Genomic DNA, 25,732 nt, shown 5'->3' with positions numbered 1-25,732 from the left:
CTCAAAAATCCCATGTCAATCACTCCATATCTCCCCGACCGAATCCGTCAGGGCAACGTGTTCACATGGGTCAATTCTCAGTGGAAATTCGGGAGGCTACCGGGTCAATTCTCAGCGGAAATCAACAGTTCGTGATCTTCGGCGTGCTGGCGCAGATCCCGATCGGCGACATGTTCATGGCTGGCATCCTGCCGGGCCTGATCCTTTTTCTGTCCTTTGCACTGGTCATCACGCTGATCGGCTTTGCGCACGGTTTTCCGAAGGGCGAGTGGTTCACCCGGTCCGAGGCGATCTCGGCGCTGCTCTACAGCCTGCCGGCGACGCTTATCCCGATTGCCATCATCGGCGGGATCCTGTTCGGCATCGCAACGCCCACCGAATCCGCCGCGGTCGCGTCGCTGATCGCATTCCTCGTCGGCTGGCTGATCTATGGCGAGTTGAAGCCCGCTGCCTTGTTCGGCCTGTTCCGCCGCACTGCAATCAACGCCTCGATGGTGATCTTCATGATCGCGGCGGCCAGCGTCTTCGGCTGGGTGATCATCTACGAGGCGCTGCCGCAGAAACTGGCCGCATTCATCACCTCGGTCACCAGCGACCCGTTCCTGTTCCTGCTGATCGTCAACCTCATCCTTCTGGTCGTTGGCATGTTGCTGGACGGCATCGCGGCCGTGATCCTGATCACGCCGATCCTGCTGCCCATTGCGATGAACGATTATGACATCAGCGCCTATCAGTTTGGCGTGGTCATGTGCCTGAACCTTGCGCTTGGGCTTTTGACACCGCCGGTCGGCGTCGGGTTGTATATCGCCTCGTCGATGAGCGGTGTCTCGCCCGGGCGCATCCTCAAATCGCTGTGGCCGTTCCTGCTGGCCGTCTCCGCGGTGCTGATCCTGCTCAGCCTGTTTCCCGTCATTTCGCTTGCCCTGGTTTAGGCGCGGCGTGGGACGGGAACCTCGGGGATTTCAACTGGCGGCTGCGTGGTCAGAGACCTGACGCGGAAGCCCTGCCGCCTTCAAGTTGCAGAAGGGCGCCGCTCCGGACATGCCGGACGGCGCCTGTTTCATTGCAGGAACAAGCCGGCTTGCGGCTCACCTGCCCGCGCATCCGGGGCCGAAGGCGCGAAACAGACCCGCCCTTCGATCCACGACGCCTGCGAAGCGCGTCTTTACAGCGCGCCAAGAGATTTCAGGACGCTGCCGATTTCCTCGCGCGCCTCGGCGCCGAGGCTTTGCTGCGGCGACAGGGGATCGCCGACCGCGAAGCCCTGCAATTCAAGTGCTGCCTTGATACAGGCGGCCAGCGAATATTTGGCAAAGATTTCACTGACCCGCCACAAAGGACGCTGGATGTCCATGGCATGTTCCCAAGCCCCGGCCGTGGCGGCGTCGTACAGCGCGACGCTGTGCTCGGGGACGATGCAGGCCGGTCCGGCCATCCAGCCCGCACCACCGATCAGCATGACGCTGACCGGGATATGGGCCGAGGCGGCAAAGACCTCGAGCCTGCCCTCGACACGCTCGATGATCGACAGGAGCCGGCCGGTATTGGATGAGGCATCCTTGATATAGCGGATGTTGTCGACATGGCTGAGCCGCACGATCACGTCCAGGTTCAGATCCGTGCGCTGGAAATTCGGATTGGTATAGATCACCACCGGGCGACCCCTGGCAGCGACGGCGATGGCGGTGAAATACTCAACGATCCCGTCATCGCTGACCGGGAAATAGGAATCCATCACTGCCAGAATGCCGTCGGCGCCCGCCTGCACCATCGCCTCGGTCTGGGCAACGGCGTCGCTGGTCGCAACGGCCGCAACCCCGGCCACCACCGGCACGCGCCCCCTGCATGCCGCGATGACGGCGCGCACCACATCCAGCCTCTGGGCATGGGTCAGATAGGCATATTCGCCGGTGCTGCCCAAAGGCGCGAAACCGTGCACGCCCTTGTCGATCAGATGCTCGACCAGATCGCCAAGCACGGCTGTCTTGACCTGCCCCTGGTCGTCCATGGGCGAGACCAGATAGGGAAACACACCCCGAAAGCTCATCTGCTGTCCTTTCCTTTTATTTCGAATGCGGCATGCCGCCCGGGTTGCCTGACAGGGCCGCGCGCCGTGCCGGACCCTGTGCCGCCCTTCTGTCTCAGGCCGTCCGGATCGGCAGCGGCACGCGATCCATCGCCGCGATCTCGGCGCGCAGCAGGCGTTCTGTCATGGCGCTCCTGATCCCGCTGGCCTCGGGCGAGTCCCAGAGATTGTCGAACTCGCCGGGATCGGCCTCGAGATCGTAAAGCTCGCCCCAATCGGCGCCGTCGATGAACGAGATGCGATAGCGGTCGCCGCGCAGGGAATGAACCCGTGGCGGCTGGCCCAGTGCGGGATGCACGCGCTGATGTTCGTACTGGATCAGCGCCTCGGGCCTGCCCGGCCCGGAGACGACATCCTGCCCCTGAAAGCCGTGATACCGCGCCAGACCCGCCCGGGCGAGGATCGCGGCCCCGATATCATGCGTCTGGCCGATCCGGTCGGTCCGGCTGCCGGCGGTCCGGCTGTCCTGGGGATCGCTCCAGATAAAGGGCACGCGGGTGACCTGCTCGTAGCATTCGGCGCCTTTCAGCAGGATCCGGTGATCGCCCAGATTGTCGCCGTGATCCGAGGTGAACATCACCACCGTGTCGTCCTCCAGCCCGTTGCGGCGCAGCGCCTCCCGGACCCGGCCCACCGCATCGTCGATCATGGTGATCATGCCGCAGGTCAGCGCCCGCGCCTCCTGCGCCTCGCGCGCCGAACAGCCGAAGGTATCCATGCCTGCAAGATTGGCCCTGCCCGCATCTCGGGCGTCGATGCGTCCCTGGACATGGGGCGGCGGCACCCAGTCGTTGCGCAGGAAAGCCTCGGGGATGTCCATGTCATCGGGATCATACATGTCCCAATAGCGGCCCGGCGGGTTGAAGGGATGGTGCGGGTCGGGAAACGACACCATCAGGAAGAACGGGGCGTCCCTGTCATGTTCGTCGAGAAAGCTTTCGGCGCGCTCGGCGATATAGCTTGTCGAGTAAAGCTGTTCCGGGATCGCCGTTCTGACGGCCTGCGGGCAGGTGTAATCATGCGGCAACTGGTTCTCTTCGCCGATCTTCGACAGGGCGTCGGGGTCGCGCTCAAGCAGCCAGCGCCGGTAATCCCCGCCAAGGTCGTCGCCGTGACTGCTGACCAGATCGACATGGTCGAAGCCATAGAACGGAGCCTCGACCCTGGCGTCATCGTCCTGCCAATGGGCCGGGTCCTCCTGCCCGTGGGCGGCATCGTCCAGCGTGCCGCGCATGGCCTGCGAAAGCTCCTTGGGCGGGCTTTTCCTGCCGGGGTCCGGCGGCTCGGGCAGGGTTGGCGCGCGGCCGGTGAAATTCTGCAGATGGCTTTTGCCGCAAAGGACGGCCTTGTAGCCGCCGGCGCGCAGCAGATCGACAAAGGTCACCCGGTCCCGCGGCAACGGAATCCCGTTCGCGCGCACCCCGCTGACCGAAGGCAGCCGCCCGGTCATCAGGCTGGCGCGGTTCGGCATGCAGACCGGGCTGGCCACGTAGAAGCGGTCGAATGCCAGCCCGCGCGCGGCAATATCGTCGATATTCGGCGTGCGCACGACCGGATGACCATAGCAGCCCAGAAAATCGGCCCGCAGCTGATCGGTGATGAACAGGATGAAATTCGGACGATCCCTCATGTTTTCCCTCCGCGCGCCGTCTGTGCCTGGCGGACAATGATGAATTCATACACGACGACGGCGATCCCAAGCGCGAGGATGATCAGCGCGGGAACCGTTCCGCCCGGCACGATACTGCCCGGAACCAGCAAGGCGATTCCCAGGACCGCGTAGCCGGCGCGCCGCCCCCCCTGAAGGCTGGCCGAGCCGTATCCGACAATGGCCGCCGTTACCAACCAGATCCCGAGGCACGCGCGCAGCACCGCCTCCAGCGAGTCCAGCAGCGTGCCGTTCAGGATAAGAGCGGGCTCGACCACAAAGACGAACGGGATGACATAGGCCGACCAGCCAAGCCGCATGGCCTTGAACCCCGTGCGGATCGGGTCGGTTCTGGCGATGGCCGCCGCGGCAAAGGCGGCGATGGCGACAGGCGGCGTCATCATCGACATCATGCCAAGGTAAAGCACGAAGAGATGGGCCGAAATCTTCTCGATCCCCAGATCGACCAGCGGCACCGCGATCAGCGACGACAGCAGCGCATAGACGCCAACGGTCGGCATGCCCATTCCCAGAATGATGCAGATGATCGCGGACAGAACCAGCAGCAGCGGCAGGTTGCGACCGCCGATATCGACGATGGCTTCCGAGATGTTGAACAGCACGCCCGAGGAATTCAGCGCCCCGATCACGATCCCGGCGACCGCCGCGATGAAGATGATCGAGACACCGGCCTCTGCCGTGCCCGCCATGGCATCGGCAAAGGTCTTGAGCGTGGGTCGGTTGCCGCGGTGGCCGAAAATCACCAGCGCCGCGATCATCGTTGCCGTTGCCACCAGCGCCGCGTATTCGGGCCGCCAGACCAGGACGAAAAGCCCGTAGATCAGCACGACAAAGGGCAGGATGAACACCCAGCCATGGCGCAGTTCGTCCCGGACGCTCAGCTGTTCGTCACGCTCGCCCCGGATCCCGTCGCGCGCGGCGATCAGGTCGATCTGCAGGAACAGCCCGACATAATACAGCACCGCCGGGATGATCGAGGCGACGACCACGGCCGAATATTCCACCTCGGCCACGACGGCCATCAGAAAGGCCGCCGCGCCCATGACCGGCGGGACAAGCTGACCGCCCGTCGAGGCCACGGCTTCGAGGCCGGCGGCGGTATCGTCCTTGTAGCCGGCCTTTTTCATCATCGGGATGGTGATCATGCCGGTCGACACCACATTCGACACGGCCGAGCCCGAGATCGCCCCGAAAAAGCCCGACGCCGTCACCGCGATCTTGGCCGACCCGCCACGCGACGCCCCCATCATCGCGGCCGCGAGGTTCGAAAAGAAATCACCCCCGCCCGCGGCCTGCAGCATCGCGCCCATCAGCACGAAAGCGATGACGACGGTGCCGACGATCGACAGCGGCGCGCCGAGGATGTTCCCGTCCTGAAAGGCCATCTGATAGAGAAACGCATCCGCGCGGAAAGGACGCCCGGCCAGAACGCCGGGCAGATACTGGGCGAAAACCGCAATCAGGATCGCGGCCACGGCGATCACGGCAAGCGCGATGCCGGCGGTGCGCCGCACGCCCTCGATCAGAAGCACGATCAAGGCCGCCGCGACCACCAGCCCCGCAGCCGAGAAGTCGCGAAAGCTGGCATCGTCCAGCAACTGCGGAAAGCGGAAGATCGTATAGATCGCGGCAAGCGTACCGAGCCCGCACAGCGGAATATCTATGGCGCGCGACAGGCCGGGGCGTGCGGGATCGAACGGATGCTGGATAAAGATGACAACCGCGGACAGCGCGACCAGCAGATACAGGAACTGCCCCTTGTAAAGATTGAGGCCGAATATCCGTTGCACGTTCAGTGCCCACAGAACCGCCGCAATAACCATGACTGTGCCCAGGCCACGGATCAGCACCGTTCGGGTCATTTTCCTTCCCCTCCCTTTGGAACAAACCCGGCCTCAGCGCGCAGGCGCAAGGCCGGCCCGGTCCCGGATTATTTCCAGGTTCCGGCCTCGGTGTAGAACGCCTTGGCGGCGTCGTGGTAAGGAACCGGCAAGGCGCTTTTTGCCAGGCCTTCCACGGTCATCTCGGCGAAATTCGACTGTCCCTGCGCCAGGGCCGGAAGATTTTCGGACAGAGCCGTCAGGACGCGGGTGACGGTTTCATCCGGCGTGTTGACAGAGGTGATCAGCACCATCGGCGCCGAGATCACGCTGGTTTCGCCGTCGATCCCTGCAGCCGCGCCATCTGGCAGGGGTTCCATATCCGCGCCGCCATGGCTGGCACCAAGCGCCTTGCGCGAGGCATCGTCGGCCGGCAGAGAAATGATCTTGACCCCCACGCTCGCATCCGCCTTTTGAACGGCGCCCGAGCCGACCGAAAAGATCGTGGCATCAAGCTGCCCGTCGATCATATCGTCTATGGCCTGCGCGCCGCTTTGCACGGGAACAGCCGTCACGTCGTCATAGCTCATACCGGCAAGACCAAGCAGCGTGGTGATGTAATGCGCCAGGTTGCGCTGCGACGAGAATTCGGCCGCCACGCGCTTTCCCCGCAAGCCTTCCAGATCGGTGATCCCGGAATCGGCGCGCACGATGACGCCCAGACGCAGCGGATAAAGGGCGGCGACAAGGCGGGTGTCGGGTTGCGGCCGACCGTCGAATGCGCGCTGCCCTTGGTAGGCGTCGGCGACGGCGGTGATATTGGCAAACGAAAACTCGAACTCGCCCGCATTCATCGCCGGGATAAGCGCGGTCGGCCCGCCCAGCGGCACGACAGTGAAGGTTTCGCCAAGCGCATCGCCGACCACATCCGCAAGGATCGATCCCGACGAATAGGTCAGCGAGCCTTGCGGATTCGTTCCGATGGCAATCGGCTGGGCACTGGCCGCCGCGCCGGCAAGGACAAGCACAAGGCTCGCGATCATGGTCTTCAACATGGTTTCCTCCCCCATTTTTCGTTTGTTCTTCGCGCAGGCGGCGAGGCGCCGCCTAAAGCTGAACCCAACCTTCCGGCGGCTTGCCCTTGCCCGGATGCAGTTCGCCGCAATTGGGGCAGGTCCGTGCTTCCGTGCTGTTGTGGAAATCCTCGTAGATCCTGGGCAGGGCGCTCACGATCCCGTCGGGTCCGTCAAGCGCGACTTCCGCGCGATGAACCAGGCTTTCGCATTTGAAGCAGAACCATTCGAACCCCTCGACCATGCCGGGCTGGCGCGGCGCTTCGACAACGATGCCGACCGAGCCCTCCTGCGGGCGCTGCGGGGCGTGGCGGGTATGCGGCGGCAACAGGAAGACCTCGCCTTCGCGCACCGGCACGTCATAGATCTTGCCGCCTTCGGCGATCTTGATCATCATGTCGCCCTTTTGCTGAAAGAACCATTCCTCGACCGGATCATCGTGGAAATCGACCCTTGTGTTCGGGCCGCCCACGACCATCACGATCATGTTGCCCTCCTTGTGCAGAAGCTGGTTGCCGACCGGCGGTTTCAGCTTGTCTTCGTTTTCCTTGACCCATTTCTGGAAGTTGAACGGCTTCAATGTCGGATGCTCGGCCATGAGTGCCTCCCTTGGTGCAACGTCCCGGTCCGGGTGACGGACCATTTGGCTTTCGACAGTAGGTCAGCGAAGGAGACAAAAAAATTGTCTTGGCATGAAATGGATATCCGAAATTCTGATAGCAGGGATCACGTGAACAGAATGGCTGTTCCCAACGCGGCCAGACCCGCGGCGATGCCAAGCCTTCCGCGCGAGACCGGCTCGGCACGCAGGAAGCCCATCACAAGAAGAGCCGAAAAGAACACCTCCATCGTGCCAAGAACGGCGACGACGCTGACCGGAGCCGTCTTCAGCGCGAAGAACTGCAATGTCTGACCGACGCTCAGCGACAATGCGGTTGCCCAGTGCCAGGGACCGCGATCGCGCAGCAGAAAGAGAAGCCCCTTTCCCGAACCGTGCCGGATTGCGGCGGCGATCATGAACCAGACCACGCCGACGATTGCACCCGCGAAGGTGCCGAGCGCCGCGTCCGGCAGACTGTCCAGCCCGAGGCTTCTCAGGGTATAGGCAAGCGCATAAAAAAACGCCGATCCGATACCAAGCAGCAGGCCCGGCACCATGACACCGTCCTGCGGGCTGGCGGGTCTCGCGCGATAGCACAGCACACCGATAAGAATGATCCCCCCGCCCATGAAGGCACGAGTTTCCGGCGCCTCATCCAGCAGCAGATAGGCGCAAACCAGGGCAAAGGCCGGTGTCAGCCGACGCAGCAGGCTGGCACGCACCGCACCGATCTGTTCCGTCGCGCGATACATGGTGGCGCGGCCCAGCACGGTCGAGAACAATCCGGCGCATGCAAACACCGCCAAAGCACCAAGATTTCGTGGCTCGGCAAGCTGCCAAGCGCCGACACTGCCCCAGCCGAACCAGAGCATCCAGGTAAGTACTGCTGTCGCGACGACCGACAGGAAGACGCCGTTATCGCCCCGCGCCGCAGCCTTGCCCTTAACAATGGTCACGCTGGCGACGCCATAGGCCAGCGCCGCCAGCAATGCTAAGGTCTCACCCGTCACACCCTGGTCCTGCGCGCCGCCGGATCAGCGCTGCAAACCGCAATCCTCGAAGGCGGCAGTGGTGGCGGCTTTCTCTTTCTCGGTCAGTTCCAGCATCGGATGACGGACGCGCCCGCCGACCTGACCCAGCAGTTCCTGCCAGTATTTGCCATGTGCGGTCGGCTTGCCGCCGGGCCTCGTTTTCCTGATCGCTTCGCGCACGGGGTCGAGGCTGTCGCGCACACGGCGTGCCTTGTCGAACTTTCCGGCAAAGGCCAGCTCGGTATATTCGTTCATCCGCTGGTCCTTGCTGGTCTGCAACTGATATGGCGGCGACGAGCACAGGTAAAGCTGCCAGCCAAGCTCCTCGATATTGTCCAGCCATTCGAGTTCGGAAGAGGTCGAGACCAGGATCCTGTCGCCGATCATCCGTGTCAGGCGTACATACATCTCGCGCGGGACCGAGTATTTGATCGCCATGATATTGGGCAGTTCGGCGACGCGCGCGCAGGTCTCGGGCTCCATCAGATAGCCGCTGTCCGGATGGCTCCACATGGCGATGCCGATATCGAGCCGGTCGCAGAGATGCTTGTAATAATTGTACAGAACCTCGTCGCGATCCGAGCAGAAGCTGAGCATCGGCGCGTGGACGACGACGTAATCCGCACCGCAATCCTGCGCGTGGCGCCCCAGTTCCAGCACCGTGTCCACATTCTGATCCGAAATCGACATGATCGTCCCGGCCTTGTCGCCGCATTCCTCGGCGGCGAGCGTCATGTTGCGCTTGCGTTCATCCAGCGACATCGACCAGAATTCGCCCTGCTTGCCGGCGATGAACAGCCCCTGAATGCCCAGGTCGTCGATCCAGTGGCGGATATTGCGGCGCAGGCCGTCCTCGTCAAGCCTGAGATCGGAATCGAAAGGGTTCAGCGCGGCCGCCCAGATTCCGCGCATGGTTTCCCGGGCATAGGCCTTGGCTTCGTGCTTTTGGTACTTCATCGCTGCCGCTCCCTTGTTCGAGTCCTTGCACGCCCATGGCGGGGCGCGGAAGAACTTGCCATCCTCGCGGATACAGGCAGGAAACTCCCGCAAAGCCAAACAAAGCCGACCGAAGTGGATATCAAAAAAACAGATATCGGCGGACAGGCACATGCATGTAACGTTGGCGCAAAACCGATAGGGGAAAAATGAACATCGGCATTATCGAGCGAGGAGTAACCGCGGAAAACGTGAACGCAGAGCCGATCCGGAGTCTCTGTCGGCCACAGGTCATCAGAATGCCGTCACCGGAATCTGCGGCAACCTTCAACCCGGACGTCACGCGGGCCGCAGGTCGCCACATTCGTGCTCTGGGGGCAATCCGATGACGACACGACAGTCCCGCATCGTCGATCGCGCGCTGACCCGACTGAAGCTGCGCCAGCTGCGGCTGCTGATCGCTGTCGGGCAGCACGGCAATATCGTGAACGCGGCCCGCGATCTTGGCATTTCCCAGCCCGCCGCAACCAAGATGATCCAGGACCTGGAACTGGATTTCGAGGTCGAGCTTTTCGAGCGCACCAATCGCGGCGTCATCCCGACCGTGTTCGGCGAAGCGCTGATCCGGCACGGCAAGCTGATCTTTGCCCAGGTCTCGAACGCGGCGCAGGAACTGGATGACCTGAACGAGGGAAACAGCGGGCGGGTGGTGGTCGGAACCCTGCTGGCGACGTCGCCTTCGCTGTTGCCCGCCGCGATCGAGCGACTTGTCGAAGATCGTCCCAACGTGGCGATCAAGATCGTGCTGGGGACAAATGATGCGCTGATCCCGGCGCTTCTGTCGGGTGAAATAGACCTGGTCGTGGGCAGGCTTCCCGTCTATCGCTATCGCACGAATATCATTCAGGAAAAATTCTTCGACGAGCGCGTGGTGATGGTCGCGGGCCCGGACCATCCGCTGGCGCGAAAAACGGGCGTGACCTTCGACGACATGACCGGTTTCGGCTGGGTCCTGCCTCCGATCGAGACGACGCTGCGCCGGCAGATCGACCAGTTCTTCCTGCGGCACGATAAATTCGTGCCCCGGCTGGGCGTCGAATCCGTGTCCTATCTGGCCAACCGCTCGCTGCTTCGCGAATCCAACATGCTGGGTATCGCGCCGGCGGATGTCGCGGCGTTGGACATCGAAGCCGGCCTGCTGGCCCGGATCGACTGGACCGTGCCCTTCGGGGCCGGGCCGGTCGGCGTTTCGCATCGCGGGGAGGAAAGCCTGTCCCCTGCAAGCCTGGCCTTTCTGGCGGCACTCCGCGACGCGGTGAAGGATGGCAGGGCGTCCCGTCCAGGCCCGGTATAAAACAAGCTGATATCAGTATCCGGCCAATTTCCTTGAGTTGAAGGCCGCCGCGCGGTGTCATTCGCAGAGCTAACATCAGTCGAGCGAGGGGCAGATGAACGACTATCCGGAACTGAAACTCTATATCGGCGGTGAGTGGCGCAAGACGGCCGAGACGCTGCCGGTGGTGAACCCCGCCACCGAAGACGAGATCGGCCGCCTGCCGCATGCAGAGATATCCGATCTCGACGATGCTCTTTCCGCTGCGGTTCAGGGCTTTCGCATCTGGCGGGCCGCCGCGCCGCGCGACCGGGCGAATGTCATGCTGAAAGCCGCCGCGATCCTGCGCGAACGCCAGGAAGAGATCGCGCGGTCCATCACCGCCGAACACGGCAAACCGCTGAGCCAGGCCCGGCTCGAGGTCATTCGCGGCTGCGAATTCATCGAATGGGATGCCGGTGAGGCCGTCCGCACCTATGGTCGCGTGATCCCCTCGGCCCCGGGCGTGCGCTATGTCGTGCATCACCAGCCGATCGGCGTGGTTCTGGGCCTGTCGCCGTGGAATTTTCCGATGAGCCAGCCCTGCCGCAAGGTGGCGGGCGCCGTCGCCACGGGCTGCTCGATCATCCTCAAGGCGGCCGAGGAAACCCCGGCAGGCGCGCTGCATATCGCCCGCGCCTTTCATGATGCCGGGCTGCCGCCAGGGGTGCTGAACCTGGTTTTCGGGACACCGGCGGTGATCTCGGATCACCTGATCCGGCAGGATCCGGTTCGACTCGTGGCCTTTACCGGCTCGACCGCGGTGGGCCGGCACCTGACCACGCTGGCCTCCGAGAACATGACACGCGTGCTGATGGAACTGGGCGGACACGCCCCGGTGATCGTCTGCGAGGATACCGATGTCGAACGCGCCGCGATCAGCAGCGCGGCGCGCAAATACCGCAATGCGGGGCAGGTCTGCACCTCGCCCACGCGGTTTTTCGTCCATGAGAGCATCTTCGACGAATATACCGACAAATTCGTCAGGCGCGCGGCAGCGACCGTCGTCGGCAATGGCCTGGAGGACAAGGTCGAGATGGGCCCGCTGGCCAATGAGCGCCGCCTGCCGGCACTGAGCAATCTGGTCGAGGATGCCCGCAGCAAGGGCGCCGAGGTTCGCATCGGCGGCAGCCGCATCGGCAACAAGGGCTATTTCTTCGAGCCGACCGTTCTGGTCAATGTGCCCGACCACGCCAAGGTCATGCAGGAGGAACCTTTCGGCCCGCTGGCCGTGATCAACCCGGTCGCGTCGCTGGACGAGGCGATCGAAAAGGCCAATTCCGTTCCCTTCGGCCTTGCCGCCTATGGCTTCAGTAACCGCGCCGATTACATCGACCGGATGACCGACGAGATCGAGGCCGGCAACGTCTCGTTCAACACGCTGGAGGCTTCGCTGCCCGAAACCCCTTTCGGGGGCGTGAAATCCAGCGGCTACGGGCGCGAGGGCGGCATCGAGGGGCTGGAGAACTACATGGTCATCAAGAACATCTCGCACAGCATGCAGATCGTCTGAAGCGGACGCCCCGGGCGTGTTCTCAGCACACTGAGACAAGACCAGTCCGGTAATGACAGCCGGACTGGCATGCCGCCCCCAAGGCATCAGCCAGACCAGTCGCGCCGGCCGACCGCATGGGAACAGGCAAAAAGGCAGGAACATCATGACAGAGATCGCGCATTTCATCGACAACGAGCGTGTCGCCGGGAGGTCGCGCCGCAACCAGCCCGTCTTCAACCCGGCAACAGGCGATTCGGACAGGACGTTGGCCCTTCGCCTCCGCAGAGGCGATCTCGGCCGAGCATGGCAAGACCCATGACGACGCCAAGGGCGAGGTGATCCGCAGACTCGAGGTGGTCGAGTTCGCCACCGGCGCACCTCACCTGCTGCAAGGCGAGATCACCGAGAATGTCGGCACATCGGTAGGCAGCCATTCGCTGCGGCAACCGCCGGGTGTCGTAGCTGGCATCACGCCCTTCAACTTTCCGGCGATGGTACCGATTGTGGATGTTCCCGGTGGCGCTGGCCTGCGGTAACACTATCAACCACTGGGTCAGGCGCGATCCGACGCAGAGCGCAGTTAAGGTCGAGGTTCGGCGGATGGTCCAAAGCTCGGGTTTTGGCGGTGGATGTCATTGGTGCACCGAGGCTGTGTTCCAGTCGCTTCGCGGTGTCATGGACGTCAAGCAGGGCTTCATCGCCTCAAGCCCGCCGCATGACAGCTTCTCCGAAGCCGTGGCGGTGACGTGGGATCCGGCCTTGATCACCTTTGACGACCTGATTGCGGTGCATCTGGCCACCCATTCCAGCGCCTCGCACCACAAGATGCGCGGAAAGTACCGCAGTGCCATTTATGTCCATGACGCTGCCGACGGCGAGGCGGCGCGCCGGATCATCGACATGATCGCGCAGCAAACCGACAGCGACATCGTGACCGAGGTGTTGTCGTTTGAAGCCTTCAAACCATCGGACACGCGGTTCAAGGACTACTACGTTCGTAACCGCAACGGGCCGTTCTGCGAGGCCTATATCGAGCCGAAACTGGCCCTGCTGCGGCAGCGGTTCGCCGGCCTTTGGCTGGATGCCGCGACCGACGTATAAACTGCTGGCCTTGGCCCCCGTTCCTGCTCGGATAGGGGGCCATAGCCTTGCGTCAACTCGTTCGGCGAAGTCAGTGTCGGACCGCCAACAGATTATAGAACCTCTGCAAGAACCCGACCCTAAACGCCCCCTTCACGTAAAACCCCTTCCAGCCATTTCTGAAACACTCTGACCCGCGCCGACAGATTGCGGCGGCGGGCATAGAGGAATGAGAGCGGCTCGGGAGGTGGCGCGAAATCCGGCAGGATCTCGATCAGGGCTCCGGTCTCAAGCAGATCCCGCACGTCGAAAAGCGGGACCTGAATCAGCCCGAGCCCGGCGAGGGCGGCGGCAAGATATGCCTCGGCCCCGTCCACGGTAACGCTGCCCTGCATCGGGATATCACGCGGCTTTCCATTGTCGCAGAATGTCAGGACGGATTCTGTTGCCGGAAATTGCGGCGTGTAGTTTACCAGAACATGCGAGGACAGGTCGCGCAGGTCTGCCGGCCGTCCGTAGCGGCCCAGATAGGCAGGGCTGGCGCAGGTAACGAAGGGAATATCCTGCAATTTGCGCGCGATCAGCTCGGGCGTATTCGGCACGCCCACACGCAGGACGCAATCCATGCCCCCGGCCACCAGATCCGTCAGCTGATCGCTGGCGCTGAATTCGACCGACAGTTCCGGATGCCGCGCCAGAAATGCGGGCAGCGCCGGAATGACGATCTTGCGCGCGATCCGGCTGGGCATGCCGACCCGCAACCGGCCAGAGATTTGCACCTGATCGCCGGTAAACATCTGCTCGGCCCCGGTTACGGCGTCGACGATATCTCGGGCGGCCTGCAGGAACGCGATGCCGTCCGAGGTGGGAACGATCTTGCGCGTGGTGCGGTGCAGAAGCTGACATTGCAGGCGGTCTTCCAGGGCCTGAATGCTGGTCGACACCGTGGAGCGCGGGATCGAAAGCGCCTCGGCCGCGCGGGTGAAGCTGCCTGTCTCCATCACGGCGATGAAAAGCTGCATCTGACGGAATCTGTCCATGCCCGATTGTTCGTAAATTTCGACATCACCTGTCAATACAGCGCGGATTGAACGGTCCAATATGCAGAGCTAGCTTCACGTTACCGCCAAGAATGGCGGTTATTGCTCGTTTTGTTGGAGTACAGGAGTTCCCATGTCCAGAAACAGTATTGAAGGCAAAGTTGTCCTGATTACCGGTGGCGCAAAGAATCTCGGCGGGTTGCTGGCGCGTGAATTTGCCAAAGCCGGTGCCAAGGCGGTCGCCATCCATTACAACAGCGACAGCGCGAAGGTCGCCGCCGATGAAACCGTGGCCGCGATCAAGGCAGCCGGGGCCGAGGCGGTGGCGTTTCAGGGCGACCTGACTTCTGCCGCTGCAATGGAAAAGCTGTTTGACGATACGGTCGCTGCGGTCGGTCGTCCCGATATCGCGATCAACACCATCGGCATGGTGATCAAGAAGCCGATCGCCGAGGTGACCGAGGCGGAATTCGACCATTCCAGCGCGGTCAACGTGAAAACCGCCTTCTTCTTCCTGAAAGAGGCCGGCAAGCATGTGAACGACAATGGCAAGATCGTCACCATCGTGACCTCGCTGCTGGGGGCCTTCACTCCGTTCTATGCCGCCTATGAAGGGCTGAAAGCCCCGGTCGAGCATTTCACCCGCGCGGCCTCGAAGGAGTTCGGCGAACGCGGCATCTCGGTGACTGCCATCGGGCCGGGTCCGATGGACACGCCGTTCTTCTATCCCGCCGAGGGCGAGGATGCCGTGGCCTATCACAAGACCGCCGCCGCACTTTCGCCCTTCACCAAGACCGGGCTGACCCATATCGAGGATATCGCACCCTGGGTTCTGTTCATGGTCTCGGATGGCTGGTGGATGACCGGCCAGACCATTCTGGTCAATGGCGGCTACACGACGAAATAAGGTCCCCGGCCCCTGTTGGAGGCGTGTTCTGCCGGGCGGGTGATGCCGCCCGGTCGGTGCGCGGGACGAAACCGTTTCGATTTATTGCAAGAGGTTGGCATGTCCACAGAAGATTTCCGCCAGAACGGCAACCCGCTGAAACTTTTCGTCACCCTGCCGGTCAAGCCCGCGCAGATGGACCGCTATCTGTCGCTGGCAATGGCCGAGATCGCCGGCGCGCGTTCGGAAGACGGCAACAGCGCCTTCTTTGCCTATCGCGGCGCCGAACAGCCGAACACGCTTTACCTGTTCGAACATTGGAACAGCGAGGAATGGCTGCGCGACGAGCACGGTTCCAAGGATTATTACAAGGAGATGCGCGGCGTCGAAGGCGAGGTTCTGGACGGCGAGGTCGGAGAGCGTTTCCTGACCGAGATCGAACCTCATATGCCCACCCCCGCCCCGGTCGAACCGGTGGGTCATGCCCGTATGACGATCATGTCGGGCGATGATGCCTTGGCACAGCGTTTTGCAGCGGACGCCGCCGCGCTGCGGGGCGCGACAGGCAATCTGGGCCTCTGGCTGCTGGCCGACGACAATGCCGATGGCGAATATCTGCTGCTGGAGCATTGGACGAGCGAAGCTGCCCGCGATCAGGCCGCCGACGCAATGCTCAAGGCCCTGCCGGGCAAGGCCGAGGTCATCGTGCTGAACGATGTGCTTGCAAAAGCCTGAGCGCAAATCAGTGCTGACATAACGTTTCTTCGAAACCTCATGCCTCAAGGAGCGTGACATGAAGATTGTAGATAAACATTACATCGGCGGCGAGTTCGTCGAATCCCACGGCCGCGACACGCTCGACCTGATCAGCCCGGCCACGCATGAGGTGATCGGGCGCGTGACGCTCGGGGACGAGGAAGACGCCCGCCGCGCCATTGCCGCCGCGAAGCAGGCCTTCGCGGATTACTCGAAATCGACGCCGAAAGAACGCGCGGATTACCTGCAACGGTTTCACGACGCGATCGCCGCACGGGCCGATGAACATGCCGCGATGCTGTCTTACGAATATGGCGGGCCGGCGCAGATGGCGGGCTATCTGGTCGAGTCCGCGCTGCACGCGATCCTGAGCGCGAAAGAGGCGCTGAAGGAGATCCCGTTCCGCAAGATGGTCGGCGATACCGAGGTGACGCTGCATCCGGTCGGGGTCGCGGGGCATATCACGCCCTGGAACGCGAACATCCTCTATTTCTGCAACAAGGCGGCGGCGGCGCTGGCGGCGGGCTGCACCACCGTCACGAAACCCAGCGAAATGAGCGCGATGCAGATGCAGCTCATCCTCGAATGCGTGCATGCGGCCGGGCTGCCTGCCGGGCTGATCAATGTCGTGCACGGGCTCGGCACCGTGGTGGGCGCCGAGATCACCCGCAACCCGGATATCGCCAAGATCTCGTTCACCGGCTCGACCGGCGTCGGCAAGTCCATCGCCCGCGACGGCGCAGAGACGATGAAGCGGGTGACGCTGGAACTGGGCGGCAAGTCGCCGCATATCGTGCTGGAGGATGCGGATCTCGAACAGGTGATCCCGTTCGTGCTGAACAGCTCGTTCCTCAACAACGGCCAGGCCTGCGTCGCGGCGACCCGCCTGCTGATCCCAAAGAGCCGCGAGGGCGAGATCACCGCCGCGCTGAAACAGGCGGTCGAGGCGAACCTCAAGGTCGGCCGTCCCGAGGAAAGCGATACCTCGGTCGGGCCGCTGGTCTCGAAGGCGCAATATGACCGCGTGCAGGGCTTCATCGAGAAGGGGATCGAAGAAGGCGCCGAGGTGCTGGCCGGCGGTCCGGGCCATCCCGAGGGGTTCGAACAGGGCAACTTCGTGAAGCCCACCGTGTTCGTGAAGGTGAAAAACGACATGACCATCGCCCGGGAGGAGATCTTCGGGCCGGTCCTGAGCGTGATCACCTATGGCAGCGAGGACGAGGCCATCGCGATCGCGAACGACACGCCCTACGGGCTCGCGGGCTATGTCAGCGGCACCGACCGGGCGCATGCCAAGGCCGTCGCCGACCGGATCGAGGCGGGCAATGTCGCGATCAACGCCTTCAGCCACAATACCTCGGCGCCGTTCGGCGGGCTCAAGCAATCGGGCGTCGGGCGCGAGAACGGGGTCTACGGGATCCAGGCCTATATGGAATACAAATCCGTCACCTGAGGAACTGTGTCCGGACGGCCGGGGACGCCGTTGTGGCGTCCCCGGCCGCTTCGCAATATCCTGCCGGGCAGGCCCAAGGCAGCTTGCATGTTCGCCATGCCGCCAGCAAGGGTCAGAATGGTTGAACGCTAAACGAAGGGCGATATATGGATGATCCGGCAACCCAGGCGGCCGAGGCCGCGCATCACGGTTTCGATGTCACCCCCATCGTGATCCTGCTGGTGGCGGCGGTGATCGCGGTGCCGATCTTCCGGCGGATCGGGCTGGGATCGGTGCTGGGCTATCTGGCCGCCGGACTGGCCATCGGGCCTTATGGCCTTGGGTTCTTCGACGATGCGGAATCGATCATCAGCATCGCCGAGCTGGGCGTGGTGCTGTTCCTGTTCATCATCGGGCTCGAGATGCAGCCCTCGCGGCTCTGGGCGATGCGGGGCGAGATCTTCGGGCTGGGCGCCTTGCAGGTCTGCGTCGCCATCTTCACGCTGATCTGGGTCGGCATCCTGCTGGGCTATCCGACCGAGGCGAGCTTCGTCGCGGGCACCGGCTTCGTGCTGACCTCGACCGCCATCGTCATGCAGATGTTGCAGGAGCGAAACCAGATGGGCACGCCCGCCGGGCGCAGGATGATCGCGATCCTGCTGTTCGAGGATCTGGCCATCGTGCCGCTGCTGGCCCTGGTGGCCTTTCTTGCGCCGGGGGGCGAAGAGGCGACGCTGGCCGACCGGCTGACGGGCGTGGGCATCGGTCTGGCCGCCATCGCGGCCCTGGTGCTGGCCGGGCGCTATCTGCTGGATCCGATGTTCCGGCTGCTGGCGCGCTTCGGCGCGCGCGAGGTGATGACGGCGGCGGCCCTGATGGTGGTTCTTGGCGCGGCGCTGCTGATGCAGATGGGCGGGCTGTCCATGGCGATGGGGGCGTTCCTCGCCGGCGTCCTGCTCTCGGAATCCAGCTTCCGCCACCAGCTTGAGGCCGATATCGAGCCCTTCCGTGGCCTGCTGCTGGGGCTGTTCTTCCTTGGCGTCGGCATGGCGCTGGATCTGAACACGATTGCCGCGAACTGGGCTGTGATCGCGATTTCGGTCCCCGCCTATATGATCCTGAAAATGCTGGTGATCTATGTCGTGGCGCGGGTGACGAAATCGCCGCACCATGAGGCGCAGGAACGCGCGGTGCTGATGGCGCAGGGCGGCGAATTCGCCTTTGTGCTTTACGCCAGCGCCACCCAATTCGGCATCCTGACACCGGAATGGAACGCCAATCTGACCGCGATCATCATCATCTCGATGGTGCTGACGCCCTTGATGATCATGCTGCATGAGCGTTTGGCGCATCGCACCGGGCACTCCGCCGAAGAGCTGGAGGAAGCGCGTGATCTGCGCGGCAATGTGCTGCTGATCGGCTTTGGCCGTGTCGGCCAGATCGTCAGCCAGCCGCTGCTGGCGCAGGGCTATACGGTCTCGATCATCGACAAGGATCCGCAGCCCATTCAGGATGCCCGAGAGCATGGATTCCGCGTCTGGTATGGCGACGGGGCGCGGCTGGACATCCTCCATGCGGCGGGGGCGCAGAATGCGCAACTGATCGTGGCGGCAGCGAACGACCCGGAGGCGGTTACCCGGATCGTTGAACTTGCCAAGGCCGAATTCCCGCTGGTCCCGGTTCTGGCCCGCGCTTTCGACCGCGAACATGCGGTCGAACTGGTCAAGGCGGGCGCGGATTACCACATCCGCGAGACGCTGGAGAGCGCGATGGAGATGGGTCGCGAGGCCCTGCTTCGGCTCGGCAAGTCGCCGGAGGAGACCGATGACGTGATGCGTGATTTCCGCGAGCGCGACCGGGAACGTTTCGCGCTCGATATGGTCGAGGGCACGGTCGCGAGTGCGCGACTGATGCACCGGAACCTGAATCAGGAAGAGGGCGGGCATTGAGCTTGCCGCTTTCGCGCGCCGCCGAGGTGGTGAAATACTGGCGCAAGGCCGGGGCGGCGGGGGACTGGTTTTCCCATCGTCCGGCCTTTGACGAGGCGCTGCGCGACCGGTTCCTGCCGCTGCATGAACAGGCGACGGCGGGGGCCTGCGACGCCTGGATCGACACACCGGAAGGTACGCTGGCGCTGCTGATCCTGCTGGACCAGTTCCCCCGCAACGCTTTCCGCGACACGCCGCGCATGTATGCGACCGACCCCAAGGCCCGCAGGATCGCGCGCGAGGCCGAGGCGCGCGGCCATATGGCGAAGGTCGATCCCGAGCTGCGCCTGTTCTTCGCGCTGCCCTTCGCCCATTCCGAGGATCTCGCCGATCAGGAAATCTCGGTCACGCTGAACCGCCGTCTGGGCCAGCCCTGGCTGTCTCATGCCGAGGATCACCGCAACATCATCCGCCGCTTCGGCCGCTTTCCGCACCGCAACCCCATCCTTGGCCGCGAAACCACCCCCGAAGAGGCGCGGTTCCTGGCCAAGGGAGGGTTCAGCGGCTAGGGCTCATCTCATCCGCATTCCGTGCGGCTCAATCCGGGCGCTAGCCGGGACCGCCAGAAGTCATGAATGCTCCGGCCATGAGAATTGGGGGCTGACTGTTCACGACGCAGTTCCGTGTCAGTTGGCAGTTGCAGGGTAGCCGGCCTCTTCGAGGACTTCTTGGAGGGCGGCCGCAGTCGCAGTCGTCTCGACCGAAACCATGCGCGCCTCGGGGTTCGTCACGACCCTGGCGGCCGGGTCCACGGACCGGATCGCTTTCGTAACGGATTTCGCGCAACCGCCGCAGGTCATGTTCTCGATTCTGAAGTCCATGGGAATTCTCCTTGTTTCGCTCTCACATCCCGGAACGTGGGGCTTCCAACCATGGGAAGGTCAATAGTGATTTTTCATTTTCTTACCTCTTGACCTTCCCATGGTTGGAAGCCCCATCTTCTGCCCGAACTGGAATTCGGGACAAGAAAAGGAGGCGGCTATGAATGCCCCCGTGCAAGTAGCAGATTTAGCTGGAACGATATCGCTGCCCATCGAAGGAATGACCTGCGCATCCTGCGTGGGACGCGTCGAAAAAGCGCTTAAGGCTGTGCCCGGCGTCAGCGATGCGATCGTCAATCTCGCGACGGAGAAGGCGAGCATAACCACGAACGCGGCGCTCGATCCCGCCAAGCTGGTCAAGGCTGTGGAGGATGCAGGCTATGAGGTCCCGGCAAGCTTCTCCACGCCGGCGACGGCCTCGCTTGAGGTGGCGATCGAGGGGATGACCTGCGCATCCTGCGTGGGGCGTGTCGAAAAGGCCCTCAAGGCGGTGCCAGGCGTCACCAATGCTGTCGTCAACCTCGCGACCGAGAAGGCGACAATCCAGGGCAGCGCCGATGCGGCGGCCTTGCTGGCAGCCATCGAGAGCGCGGGATACGACGCCAGGGTGATCGCGACTGCTGCCGGGAGCGGCCAGGACGAGACGGACGATCGTGCCGAGAAGAAGGAAGCGGAGCGCCGTGAACTAACGCGCGATTTCACGATCGCTGCGCTTCTGACCGTGCCAGTATTCATCCTGGAGATGGGCTCACATGTCATCCCGGGCATGCATGACCTGATCGCTTCGACCATCGGTATGCAGGCGAACTGGTACATCCAGTTCGTGTTGACGACTATCGTCCTGTTCGTTCCGGGCATTCGCTTTTATCACAAGGGGCTTCCGGCACTTGGGCGGCTTGCCCCTGACATGAACTCGCTGGTCGCGGTCGGCACGCTGGCGGCCTATGGCTATTCGCTGGTGGCAACCTTTGCGCCCGGTTTCCTGCCGGCCGGAACCGTCAACGTCTATTTTGAGGCCGCCGCCGTCATCGTGACCCTCATCCTGCTTGGCCGGCTGCTGGAGGCCCGCGCCAAGGGTCGCACGTCTGAGGCGATCAAGCGTCTTGTCGGCCTCCAGGCCAAGATGGCCCGTGTGCGCAGGGACGGAAAGACGGTCGAACTGCCGATCGATTCCGTCTTGTCGGGGGATATCGTCGAGGTTCGTCCCGGCGATCGCATTCCGGTGGACGGCGAGGTCATCGAAGGCGAAAGCTATGTCGATGAATCGATGATCACGGGAGAACCGATCCCCGCCTCAAAGAAAAACGGCAGCGAGGTCGTGGCCGGAACGGTGAACCAGAAAGGCGCGTTCGCCATCCGTGCGACAGCTGTCGGCGGCAACACCGTTCTGTCGCAGATCATCCGCATGGTCGAAGAAGCACAGGGATCGAAGCTGCCGATCCAGGCGCTGGTCGACAAGGTGACGATGTATTTCGTGCCGGCGGTCTTTGCCGTAGCGGCCCTGACCTTTGGTTCCTGGCTCTATTTCGGCCCGACGCCCGCGCTCACCTTCGCGCTGGTCAACGCCGTCGCGGTTCTGATCATCGCCTGCCCTTGCGCCATGGGTCTGGCGACACCGACCTCGATCATGGTTGGCACCGGCCGTGGTGCCGAACTGGGCGTGCTTTTCCGCAAGGGTGAAGCGCTGCAATTGCTGAAAGACGCCAAAGTCGTTGCAGTCGACAAGACCGGCACGTTGACAGAAGGCAAACCGGCTCTGACCGATCTGGGACTGGCTGGTGGATTTGAACGTGCAGATGTCCTGGGTCTGGTCGCGGCCGTCGAGGCCAGGTCCGAGCACCCGATCGCGCGTGCGATCGTGGACGCGGCCGCCGCAGAGAACATCTCACTGCCGGACGTATCGGACTTCGAGTCGGTGACCGGTTTCGGCGTGAAGGCTACGGCCGGCGGCAAACGGGTCGAAATTGGTGCTGACCGCTACATGACCGAACTCGGCCATGACGTGGCTGCGTTCTCCAAGGTCGCCGAACGCCTTGGGGATGAGGGCAAGTCGCCGCTCTATGCGGCGATCGAGGGCAAGCTTGCGGCGATCATCGCCGTGGCCGATCCGATCAAGGAGACGACGCCCTCTGCGATCAAGGCTCTGCACGATCTCGGCCTCAAGGTTGCGATGATCACCGGCGACAACGCCCGCACGGCCAGGGCCATCGCCTCACGGTTGGGAATCGACGAGGTGGTGGCAGAGGTGCTGCCGGACGGCAAGGTCGACGCGGTGCGTCGCCTCAAGGCTGAGCATGGCAAGGTTGCCTTCGTCGGCGACGGCATCAATGACGCTCCGGCGCTGGCCGAAGCGGATGTGGGACTTGCCATCGGCACCGGAACGGACATTGCCATCGAGGCCGCCGACGTGGTGTTGTTGTCGGGCAGCCTGCAAGGCGTGCCGAACGCAATCGCACTGTCCAAGGCGACGATCGGGAACATTCGGCAGAACCTGTTCTGGGCCTTCGCCTACAACACGGCTCTGGTGCCCGTTGCCGCCGGGCTGCTCTATCCGGCCTACGGCATCCTTCTGTCACCGGTCTTTGCCGCCGGCGCCATGGCCCTGTCGAGCGTCTTCGTGCTCGGCAATGCGCTGAGGCTCAAGACCTTCCGCGCCCCCGCACAGGCGGAAAGCAGCGCCGTCGGCCACCGTCGGCCGGAACTCGCCCCCGCGGAATGAGAACAGGCGAGCCTGCTTTGGCAGGCTCGCCACATCTGCAGAAAGGAATGAAATTATGACCAGTACGGCAACACCCTCGATAGTGCTGTATACCACGCCAACCTGCCCCGACTGCCATGCCATCAAGCGATGGCTTGCAGAGCAGGAGATCCCATTCGAAGAGCGGGATCTGACGGACCCGCAGATCGCCGAAGAGGCAAAAGCGCGTACAGGCGTACGTGTCGCCCCGATCACCATTGTCAATAACCAGGTCTTCTACGGAACGTTCGCCGATCAGAAACCCCGCCTCGCAGAGGTTCTGTCGTCGAACACCGCCTGAAGGAGATTGTCATGGCAACGCGATCTCTATCTGGTCGAGCATTTCAGTGATCTGGCGAGCACCTACGACAATCTCCAGTTCATTCCCGTGCTCTCGGAGGTGAGCCGAGCCGATCACTTCCGAACCGGCCTGATAACGGATGCGATCGTGAGCGACATTAATGACCTCGATGGCTGGAAGGCATATATGGCGGGACCGCCCGCCATGTTTGACGCTGCCGGCGTCATGCTTCGCGAACTGGGCCTGCGCGGCGAGGACATGCATGCGGACGTGTTCTTTACGCCCGAGGAAGCGCCTACATAAGTCGAAGAAAGGAATCAGCGATGAACATCGGTAAAGCAGCTGCGGCATCGGGCGTCTCGGCCAAGATGATCCGCTACTACGAATCGATCGGTTTGATCCCGGAAGCGTCGCGAACCGATAGCGGTTATCGCGATTACTCCGATAAGGATGTGCACACGCTGCGCTTTATCAGGCGCGCCCGCGATCTCGGCTTCTCGGTCGAGAAAATAACGGAACTGCTTGCCTTGTGGCGAGACCCTGGCCGGGCTAGCGCGGACGTCAAGCGCGTGGCGCTCGCGCATGTCGAGGAACTTGAACGGAAGGCGCGCGAGCTGAGGGAGATGAGCATGACGCTCCAGCATCTGGCCGAAAACTGCCGTGGCAACGACCGGCCGGACTGCCCGATCATCGAAAAACTTTCGACGGTCGATGATTCTGAGTGCCGCCACAGGAACATGAGCCAGCGTTCGGGCGCGACGGGAAACAGGTTCGAACATGCAAGGCCCGTCCTGTCAACGCAGGCGAAGCGAAGCGGGCGCAGTGTCAGGGAACAATAGCCCTGGCCCCTCTCCGGCGAAATCCTGCACTTGGTCAAGCAGGCGTGTCCGGACCGCGACATTGAAGTTGCCGATTGGCTTTGCCGGCCCTTGAACTGATGGATGCGCGGGGGCCGGCGCCACAGGTCCGCACAAGCCGTTGGCTCAGGCTCCTATTCCTCTAGCGTCCTTATCCTCTCGCTGACGCTCGGTCGGCTTACGCCGAATGGCTTGGCAGCGCGGTGAAAGCTCAGATATTCGGCGACGGCGAGCATCTGGATGAGAAACGCCGTCGGGATGCAACCGCCCGGGATTCCAGGCCGGCGCCTGTAGGTAAAGAACCAGCCAGGGCCGTGATTCACGATGTCAAAAAGCGACAGGGATTCGGTACGGGGCAATCATGGCATGGGTGCCAGCCTTGTCGCGCACGGAAATGGGCACAATTGTGCATGTGGCGGTGAGCTACACAGAATTTCGTAAAGCTCAGCCGCATTCATGACCATCATCCCACCGGCCGCGTCAGATCAACATGTTCAGCTAAAAATTTCAGGTCGGACTCGTTTCCGTCGGCAAATATCTCGCCTCCCTCAAGCATATAGGCTCGAAGCAGAAGTTGAACTGCAGCTTCATCATCCCTCCCCCGCAAAAGCGAGCCGAGGTTGAGCAGCACGAACGGATTCAGATGACCGTCCTCGGAACGATATGCATTGTCGAAAGCTTGAAGCGCATTGTCGCGATCACCGCCTTCGAGCCAGGCAGAACCAATTGACGCATATAGCCATACAGCCTGAGACCATTGGGTATCGGGCGCAGGAAGCATCCCGAGCGCCTTTTTCCAAACCTCGATGGCGCCACGCCAGTCGCCCTGACCATCCAGTAATGCGTTGCCTTCCTCCGCGAGAAAATCAATGCGTTCCGCGACCGTTTCATCGAGTTCCACAGGTGTTATCCTTTTTCCGCCAGATCCAGATAGGGCCGATACTCTCCCGAGAAATGACCCGGGCCGCCATATTTCAATACCCGTTTGAATGCTGCAACCGCCTCGTCGCGGCGGCCGCATCGGAATAAGGCATGTCCCGCGACCATATTCGTATAGGGGTCAATATGCTCTGGGTCAAAATGAGTCTGATACATGCGGTCGAGCCATTTATCCAGAACGCCACAGGCTCCGCGTTCTTTAATAGTTTCAACTACTCCACGGGAAATGGTTTGGGGATAGAAGTTCCATTCCGTTTTGGGGTCAGGAATAAGTGACCATGCTTCCTCAGAAAGCTCAAGTGACGCGCTTCCATTCCCAGAACGCCGCGATTCGCCTGATTTTTTCATCAGCGCTTCAATCTCAGACACCAATGAAGATGGCATCTCTGGCTTGCGATTAGCAATCATATTATCTCCTGTTTCACTGGAATGGATCAAGATAGCGCGAGCTGGTAGCCCCCCCTCTCCCGGAGTTGAGGGGGCCGTATTCGAACCGATAGTTGTCCGAGTTGAGCATCCAAGAGCGCACTTCAGGGGATTTCGCCCCGAAATATCTGCCTGTGCTGTTCCACCAGTCAACGGCGTCGACAGGATGATGGCCCATATGAACGTTCGGGCGGTTGACCGGATACCATTGTCCATTTTCTGCCAAGAACACATCCTCTCCAAGGTCTGCATCATATCTTAGGGTCAGGACTCATTTTGGCAGCCAAAAGATGACGATGGCGGCGATGCAGATGGCGGAGAGGAACAGGTCTCCGCATCTGTCGTAACGGGTTGCGATACGCCGCCAATCTTTCAAGCGGGCAAAG

General features: G+C 62.5%; 26 protein-coding genes and 1 pseudogene. 14 read left to right on the top strand and 13 right to left on the bottom strand.

Translation table 11 applies throughout. From position 1 onward, the window contains the following. The first annotated feature begins 131 nt into the window (after window positions 1-131). Window positions 132-932 carry a TRAP transporter large permease gene (locus IT41_RS17270; RefSeq protein ID WP_231564807.1) on the top strand — a complete coding sequence of 267 codons (801 nt, stop codon included), beginning with the start codon at window positions 132-134 and terminating at the stop codon, window positions 930-932. A 233-nt stretch (window positions 933-1,165) separates the two neighbouring features. Here IT41_RS17270 and IT41_RS17265 read toward each other — a convergent pair whose 3' ends face one another. The 7 genes from IT41_RS17265 to IT41_RS17235 all read right to left on the bottom strand — a co-directional run bounded on the left by IT41_RS17265 (window position 1,166) and on the right by IT41_RS17235 (window position 9,237). Next, window positions 1,166-2,047 carry a dihydrodipicolinate synthase family protein gene (locus IT41_RS17265; protein WP_036743728.1) on the bottom strand — a complete coding sequence of 294 codons (882 nt, stop codon included), beginning with the start codon at window positions 2,045-2,047 and terminating at the stop codon, window positions 1,166-1,168. 94 nt (window positions 2,048-2,141) lie between these two features. Beyond that, entirely contained in the window at window positions 2,142-3,716 is a 1,575-nt protein-coding gene (locus tag IT41_RS17260) for a sulfatase family protein (RefSeq protein ID WP_036743727.1), read from the bottom strand. Continuing rightward, the gene (locus IT41_RS17255) at window positions 3,713-5,617 is read right to left on the bottom strand and encodes a TRAP transporter permease (RefSeq protein ID WP_052081737.1); all 1,905 of its coding nucleotides are present in this window, start codon (window positions 5,615-5,617) and stop codon (window positions 3,713-3,715) included. Before IT41_RS17255 ends, IT41_RS17260 begins: the two co-directional genes overlap by 4 nt. A 68-nt stretch (window positions 5,618-5,685) precedes the next feature. After that, window positions 5,686-6,630 carry a TAXI family TRAP transporter solute-binding subunit gene (locus IT41_RS17250; protein WP_074948192.1) on the bottom strand — a complete coding sequence of 315 codons (945 nt, stop codon included), beginning with the start codon at window positions 6,628-6,630 and terminating at the stop codon, window positions 5,686-5,688. A 52-nt stretch (window positions 6,631-6,682) separates the two neighbouring features. Next, window positions 6,683-7,246 carry a 3-hydroxyanthranilate 3,4-dioxygenase gene (locus IT41_RS17245; protein ID WP_036743724.1) on the bottom strand — a complete coding sequence of 188 codons (564 nt, stop codon included), beginning with the start codon at window positions 7,244-7,246 and terminating at the stop codon, window positions 6,683-6,685. Window positions 7,247-7,374: 128 nt separating this feature from the next. Then, window positions 7,375-8,259 carry a DMT family transporter gene (locus IT41_RS17240; protein WP_036743722.1) on the bottom strand — a complete coding sequence of 295 codons (885 nt, stop codon included), beginning with the start codon at window positions 8,257-8,259 and terminating at the stop codon, window positions 7,375-7,377. A 24-nt stretch (window positions 8,260-8,283) separates the two neighbouring features. Next, window positions 8,284-9,237 carry a dihydrodipicolinate synthase family protein gene (locus tag IT41_RS17235; protein ID WP_036743730.1) on the bottom strand — a complete coding sequence of 318 codons (954 nt, stop codon included), beginning with the start codon at window positions 9,235-9,237 and terminating at the stop codon, window positions 8,284-8,286. A gap of 364 nt (window positions 9,238-9,601) precedes the next feature. Here IT41_RS17235 and IT41_RS17230 point away from each other — a divergent pair, with 364 nt between their 5' ends. The 4 genes from IT41_RS17230 (at window position 9,602) to IT41_RS17215 (ending at window position 13,184) form a co-directional block, all read left to right on the top strand. Continuing rightward, window positions 9,602-10,570, top strand: coding sequence for a LysR substrate-binding domain-containing protein (locus tag IT41_RS17230; RefSeq protein WP_036743720.1), 969 nt, complete (start codon window positions 9,602-9,604; stop codon window positions 10,568-10,570). Between the two features lie 94 nt (window positions 10,571-10,664). Then, window positions 10,665-12,101 (top strand): NAD-dependent succinate-semialdehyde dehydrogenase, encoded by a 1,437-nt coding sequence (locus IT41_RS17225; protein ID WP_036743719.1) that lies wholly within the window; start codon window positions 10,665-10,667, stop codon window positions 12,099-12,101. A 179-nt stretch (window positions 12,102-12,280) separates the two neighbouring features. Then, window positions 12,281-12,619, top strand: a complete 339-nt coding sequence (locus IT41_RS17220) for an aldehyde dehydrogenase family protein (protein ID WP_036743717.1) — start codon at window positions 12,281-12,283, stop codon at window positions 12,617-12,619. After that, on the top strand, window positions 12,600-13,184 hold the full coding sequence (locus IT41_RS17215) for a peptide-methionine (S)-S-oxide reductase (RefSeq protein WP_231564809.1): 585 nt from the start codon (window positions 12,600-12,602) through the stop codon (window positions 13,182-13,184). Before IT41_RS17220 ends, IT41_RS17215 begins: the two co-directional genes overlap by 20 nt. Window positions 13,185-13,303: 119 nt before the next feature. Here IT41_RS17215 and IT41_RS17210 read toward each other — a convergent pair whose 3' ends face one another. Further along, window positions 13,304-14,203: a LysR family transcriptional regulator gene (locus IT41_RS17210; protein ID WP_052081736.1), complete on the bottom strand. Its 900-nt coding sequence runs from the start codon at window positions 14,201-14,203 to the stop codon at window positions 13,304-13,306. A 133-nt stretch (window positions 14,204-14,336) separates the two neighbouring features. Here IT41_RS17210 and IT41_RS17205 point away from each other — a divergent pair, with 133 nt between their 5' ends. The 5 genes from IT41_RS17205 to IT41_RS17185 all read left to right on the top strand — a co-directional run bounded on the left by IT41_RS17205 (window position 14,337) and on the right by IT41_RS17185 (window position 19,774). Beyond that, window positions 14,337-15,110, top strand: a complete 774-nt coding sequence (locus tag IT41_RS17205) for an SDR family oxidoreductase (RefSeq protein ID WP_036743714.1) — start codon at window positions 14,337-14,339, stop codon at window positions 15,108-15,110. Window positions 15,111-15,209: 99 nt separating this feature from the next. Further along, complete coding sequence (locus IT41_RS17200) at window positions 15,210-15,824, top strand: antibiotic biosynthesis monooxygenase (RefSeq protein ID WP_036743712.1); 615 nt, start codon at window positions 15,210-15,212, stop codon at window positions 15,822-15,824. 58 nt (window positions 15,825-15,882) lie between these two features. Beyond that, a complete protein-coding gene (locus tag IT41_RS17195; RefSeq protein WP_036743711.1) occupies window positions 15,883-17,298 on the top strand; it encodes an aldehyde dehydrogenase family protein in 1,416 nt (471 codons plus the stop codon). Between the two features lie 146 nt (window positions 17,299-17,444). Beyond that, window positions 17,445-19,226: a monovalent cation:proton antiporter-2 (CPA2) family protein gene (locus IT41_RS17190; RefSeq protein WP_036743710.1), complete on the top strand. Its 1,782-nt coding sequence runs from the start codon at window positions 17,445-17,447 to the stop codon at window positions 19,224-19,226. Next, window positions 19,223-19,774, top strand: coding sequence for a DUF924 family protein (locus IT41_RS17185; RefSeq protein ID WP_036743706.1), 552 nt, complete (start codon window positions 19,223-19,225; stop codon window positions 19,772-19,774). The genes IT41_RS17190 and IT41_RS17185 overlap by 4 nt, the downstream gene beginning before the upstream one ends. 117 nt (window positions 19,775-19,891) lie before the next feature. Here the strand turns inward: IT41_RS17185 and IT41_RS17180 are convergent, their stop codons facing one another. Beyond that, window positions 19,892-20,086 carry a heavy-metal-associated domain-containing protein gene (locus IT41_RS17180; RefSeq protein WP_036743697.1) on the bottom strand — a complete coding sequence of 65 codons (195 nt, stop codon included), beginning with the start codon at window positions 20,084-20,086 and terminating at the stop codon, window positions 19,892-19,894. A 160-nt stretch (window positions 20,087-20,246) separates the two neighbouring features. Between IT41_RS17180 and IT41_RS17175 the strand changes: the two genes are divergently transcribed. From IT41_RS17175 to cueR, 4 genes are read left to right on the top strand one after another with little or no spacing between them, the layout of a single operon-like run. Continuing rightward, window positions 20,247-22,805 carry a heavy metal translocating P-type ATPase gene (locus IT41_RS17175; RefSeq protein WP_036743690.1) on the top strand — a complete coding sequence of 853 codons (2,559 nt, stop codon included), beginning with the start codon at window positions 20,247-20,249 and terminating at the stop codon, window positions 22,803-22,805. 55 nt (window positions 22,806-22,860) lie between these two features. Then, a complete protein-coding gene (locus tag IT41_RS17170; RefSeq protein WP_036743684.1) occupies window positions 22,861-23,124 on the top strand; it encodes a glutaredoxin family protein in 264 nt (87 codons plus the stop codon). 6 nt (window positions 23,125-23,130) lie between these two features. Beyond that, window positions 23,131-23,427, top strand: coding sequence for a ferredoxin reductase domain-containing protein (locus tag IT41_RS17165; RefSeq protein ID WP_036743683.1), 297 nt, complete (start codon window positions 23,131-23,133; stop codon window positions 23,425-23,427). A gap of 20 nt (window positions 23,428-23,447) precedes the next feature. Then, window positions 23,448-23,963 carry a Cu(I)-responsive transcriptional regulator gene (gene cueR / locus IT41_RS17160; protein ID WP_036743681.1) on the top strand — a complete coding sequence of 172 codons (516 nt, stop codon included), beginning with the start codon at window positions 23,448-23,450 and terminating at the stop codon, window positions 23,961-23,963. A 152-nt stretch (window positions 23,964-24,115) separates the two neighbouring features. Here cueR and IT41_RS20280 read toward each other — a convergent pair whose 3' ends face one another. From IT41_RS20280 to IT41_RS20935, 4 genes and pseudogenes are all read right to left on the bottom strand, one after another. After that, on the bottom strand, window positions 24,116-24,217 hold the full coding sequence (locus tag IT41_RS20280; RefSeq protein WP_081967610.1) for a helix-turn-helix domain-containing protein: 102 nt from the start codon (window positions 24,215-24,217) through the stop codon (window positions 24,116-24,118). A gap of 227 nt (window positions 24,218-24,444) precedes the next feature. After that, on the bottom strand, window positions 24,445-24,882 hold the full coding sequence (locus IT41_RS17150; RefSeq protein WP_036743677.1) for a tetratricopeptide repeat protein: 438 nt from the start codon (window positions 24,880-24,882) through the stop codon (window positions 24,445-24,447). 5 nt (window positions 24,883-24,887) lie between these two features. Continuing rightward, on the bottom strand, window positions 24,888-25,328 hold the full coding sequence (locus IT41_RS20940) for a hypothetical protein (RefSeq protein WP_139221759.1): 441 nt from the start codon (window positions 25,326-25,328) through the stop codon (window positions 24,888-24,890). A gap of 289 nt (window positions 25,329-25,617) precedes the next feature. Next, a pseudogene (locus tag IT41_RS20935) lies at window positions 25,618-25,732 on the bottom strand (IS5/IS1182 family transposase); the annotation flags it as partial.

Source organism: Paracoccus halophilus (genome assembly GCF_000763905.1).
Classification (GTDB): domain Bacteria; phylum Pseudomonadota; class Alphaproteobacteria; order Rhodobacterales; family Rhodobacteraceae; genus Paracoccus; species Paracoccus halophilus.
Note: the sequence above shows the minus strand (reverse complement) of the source record. Positions and strands in the feature narration are given on the sequence as shown.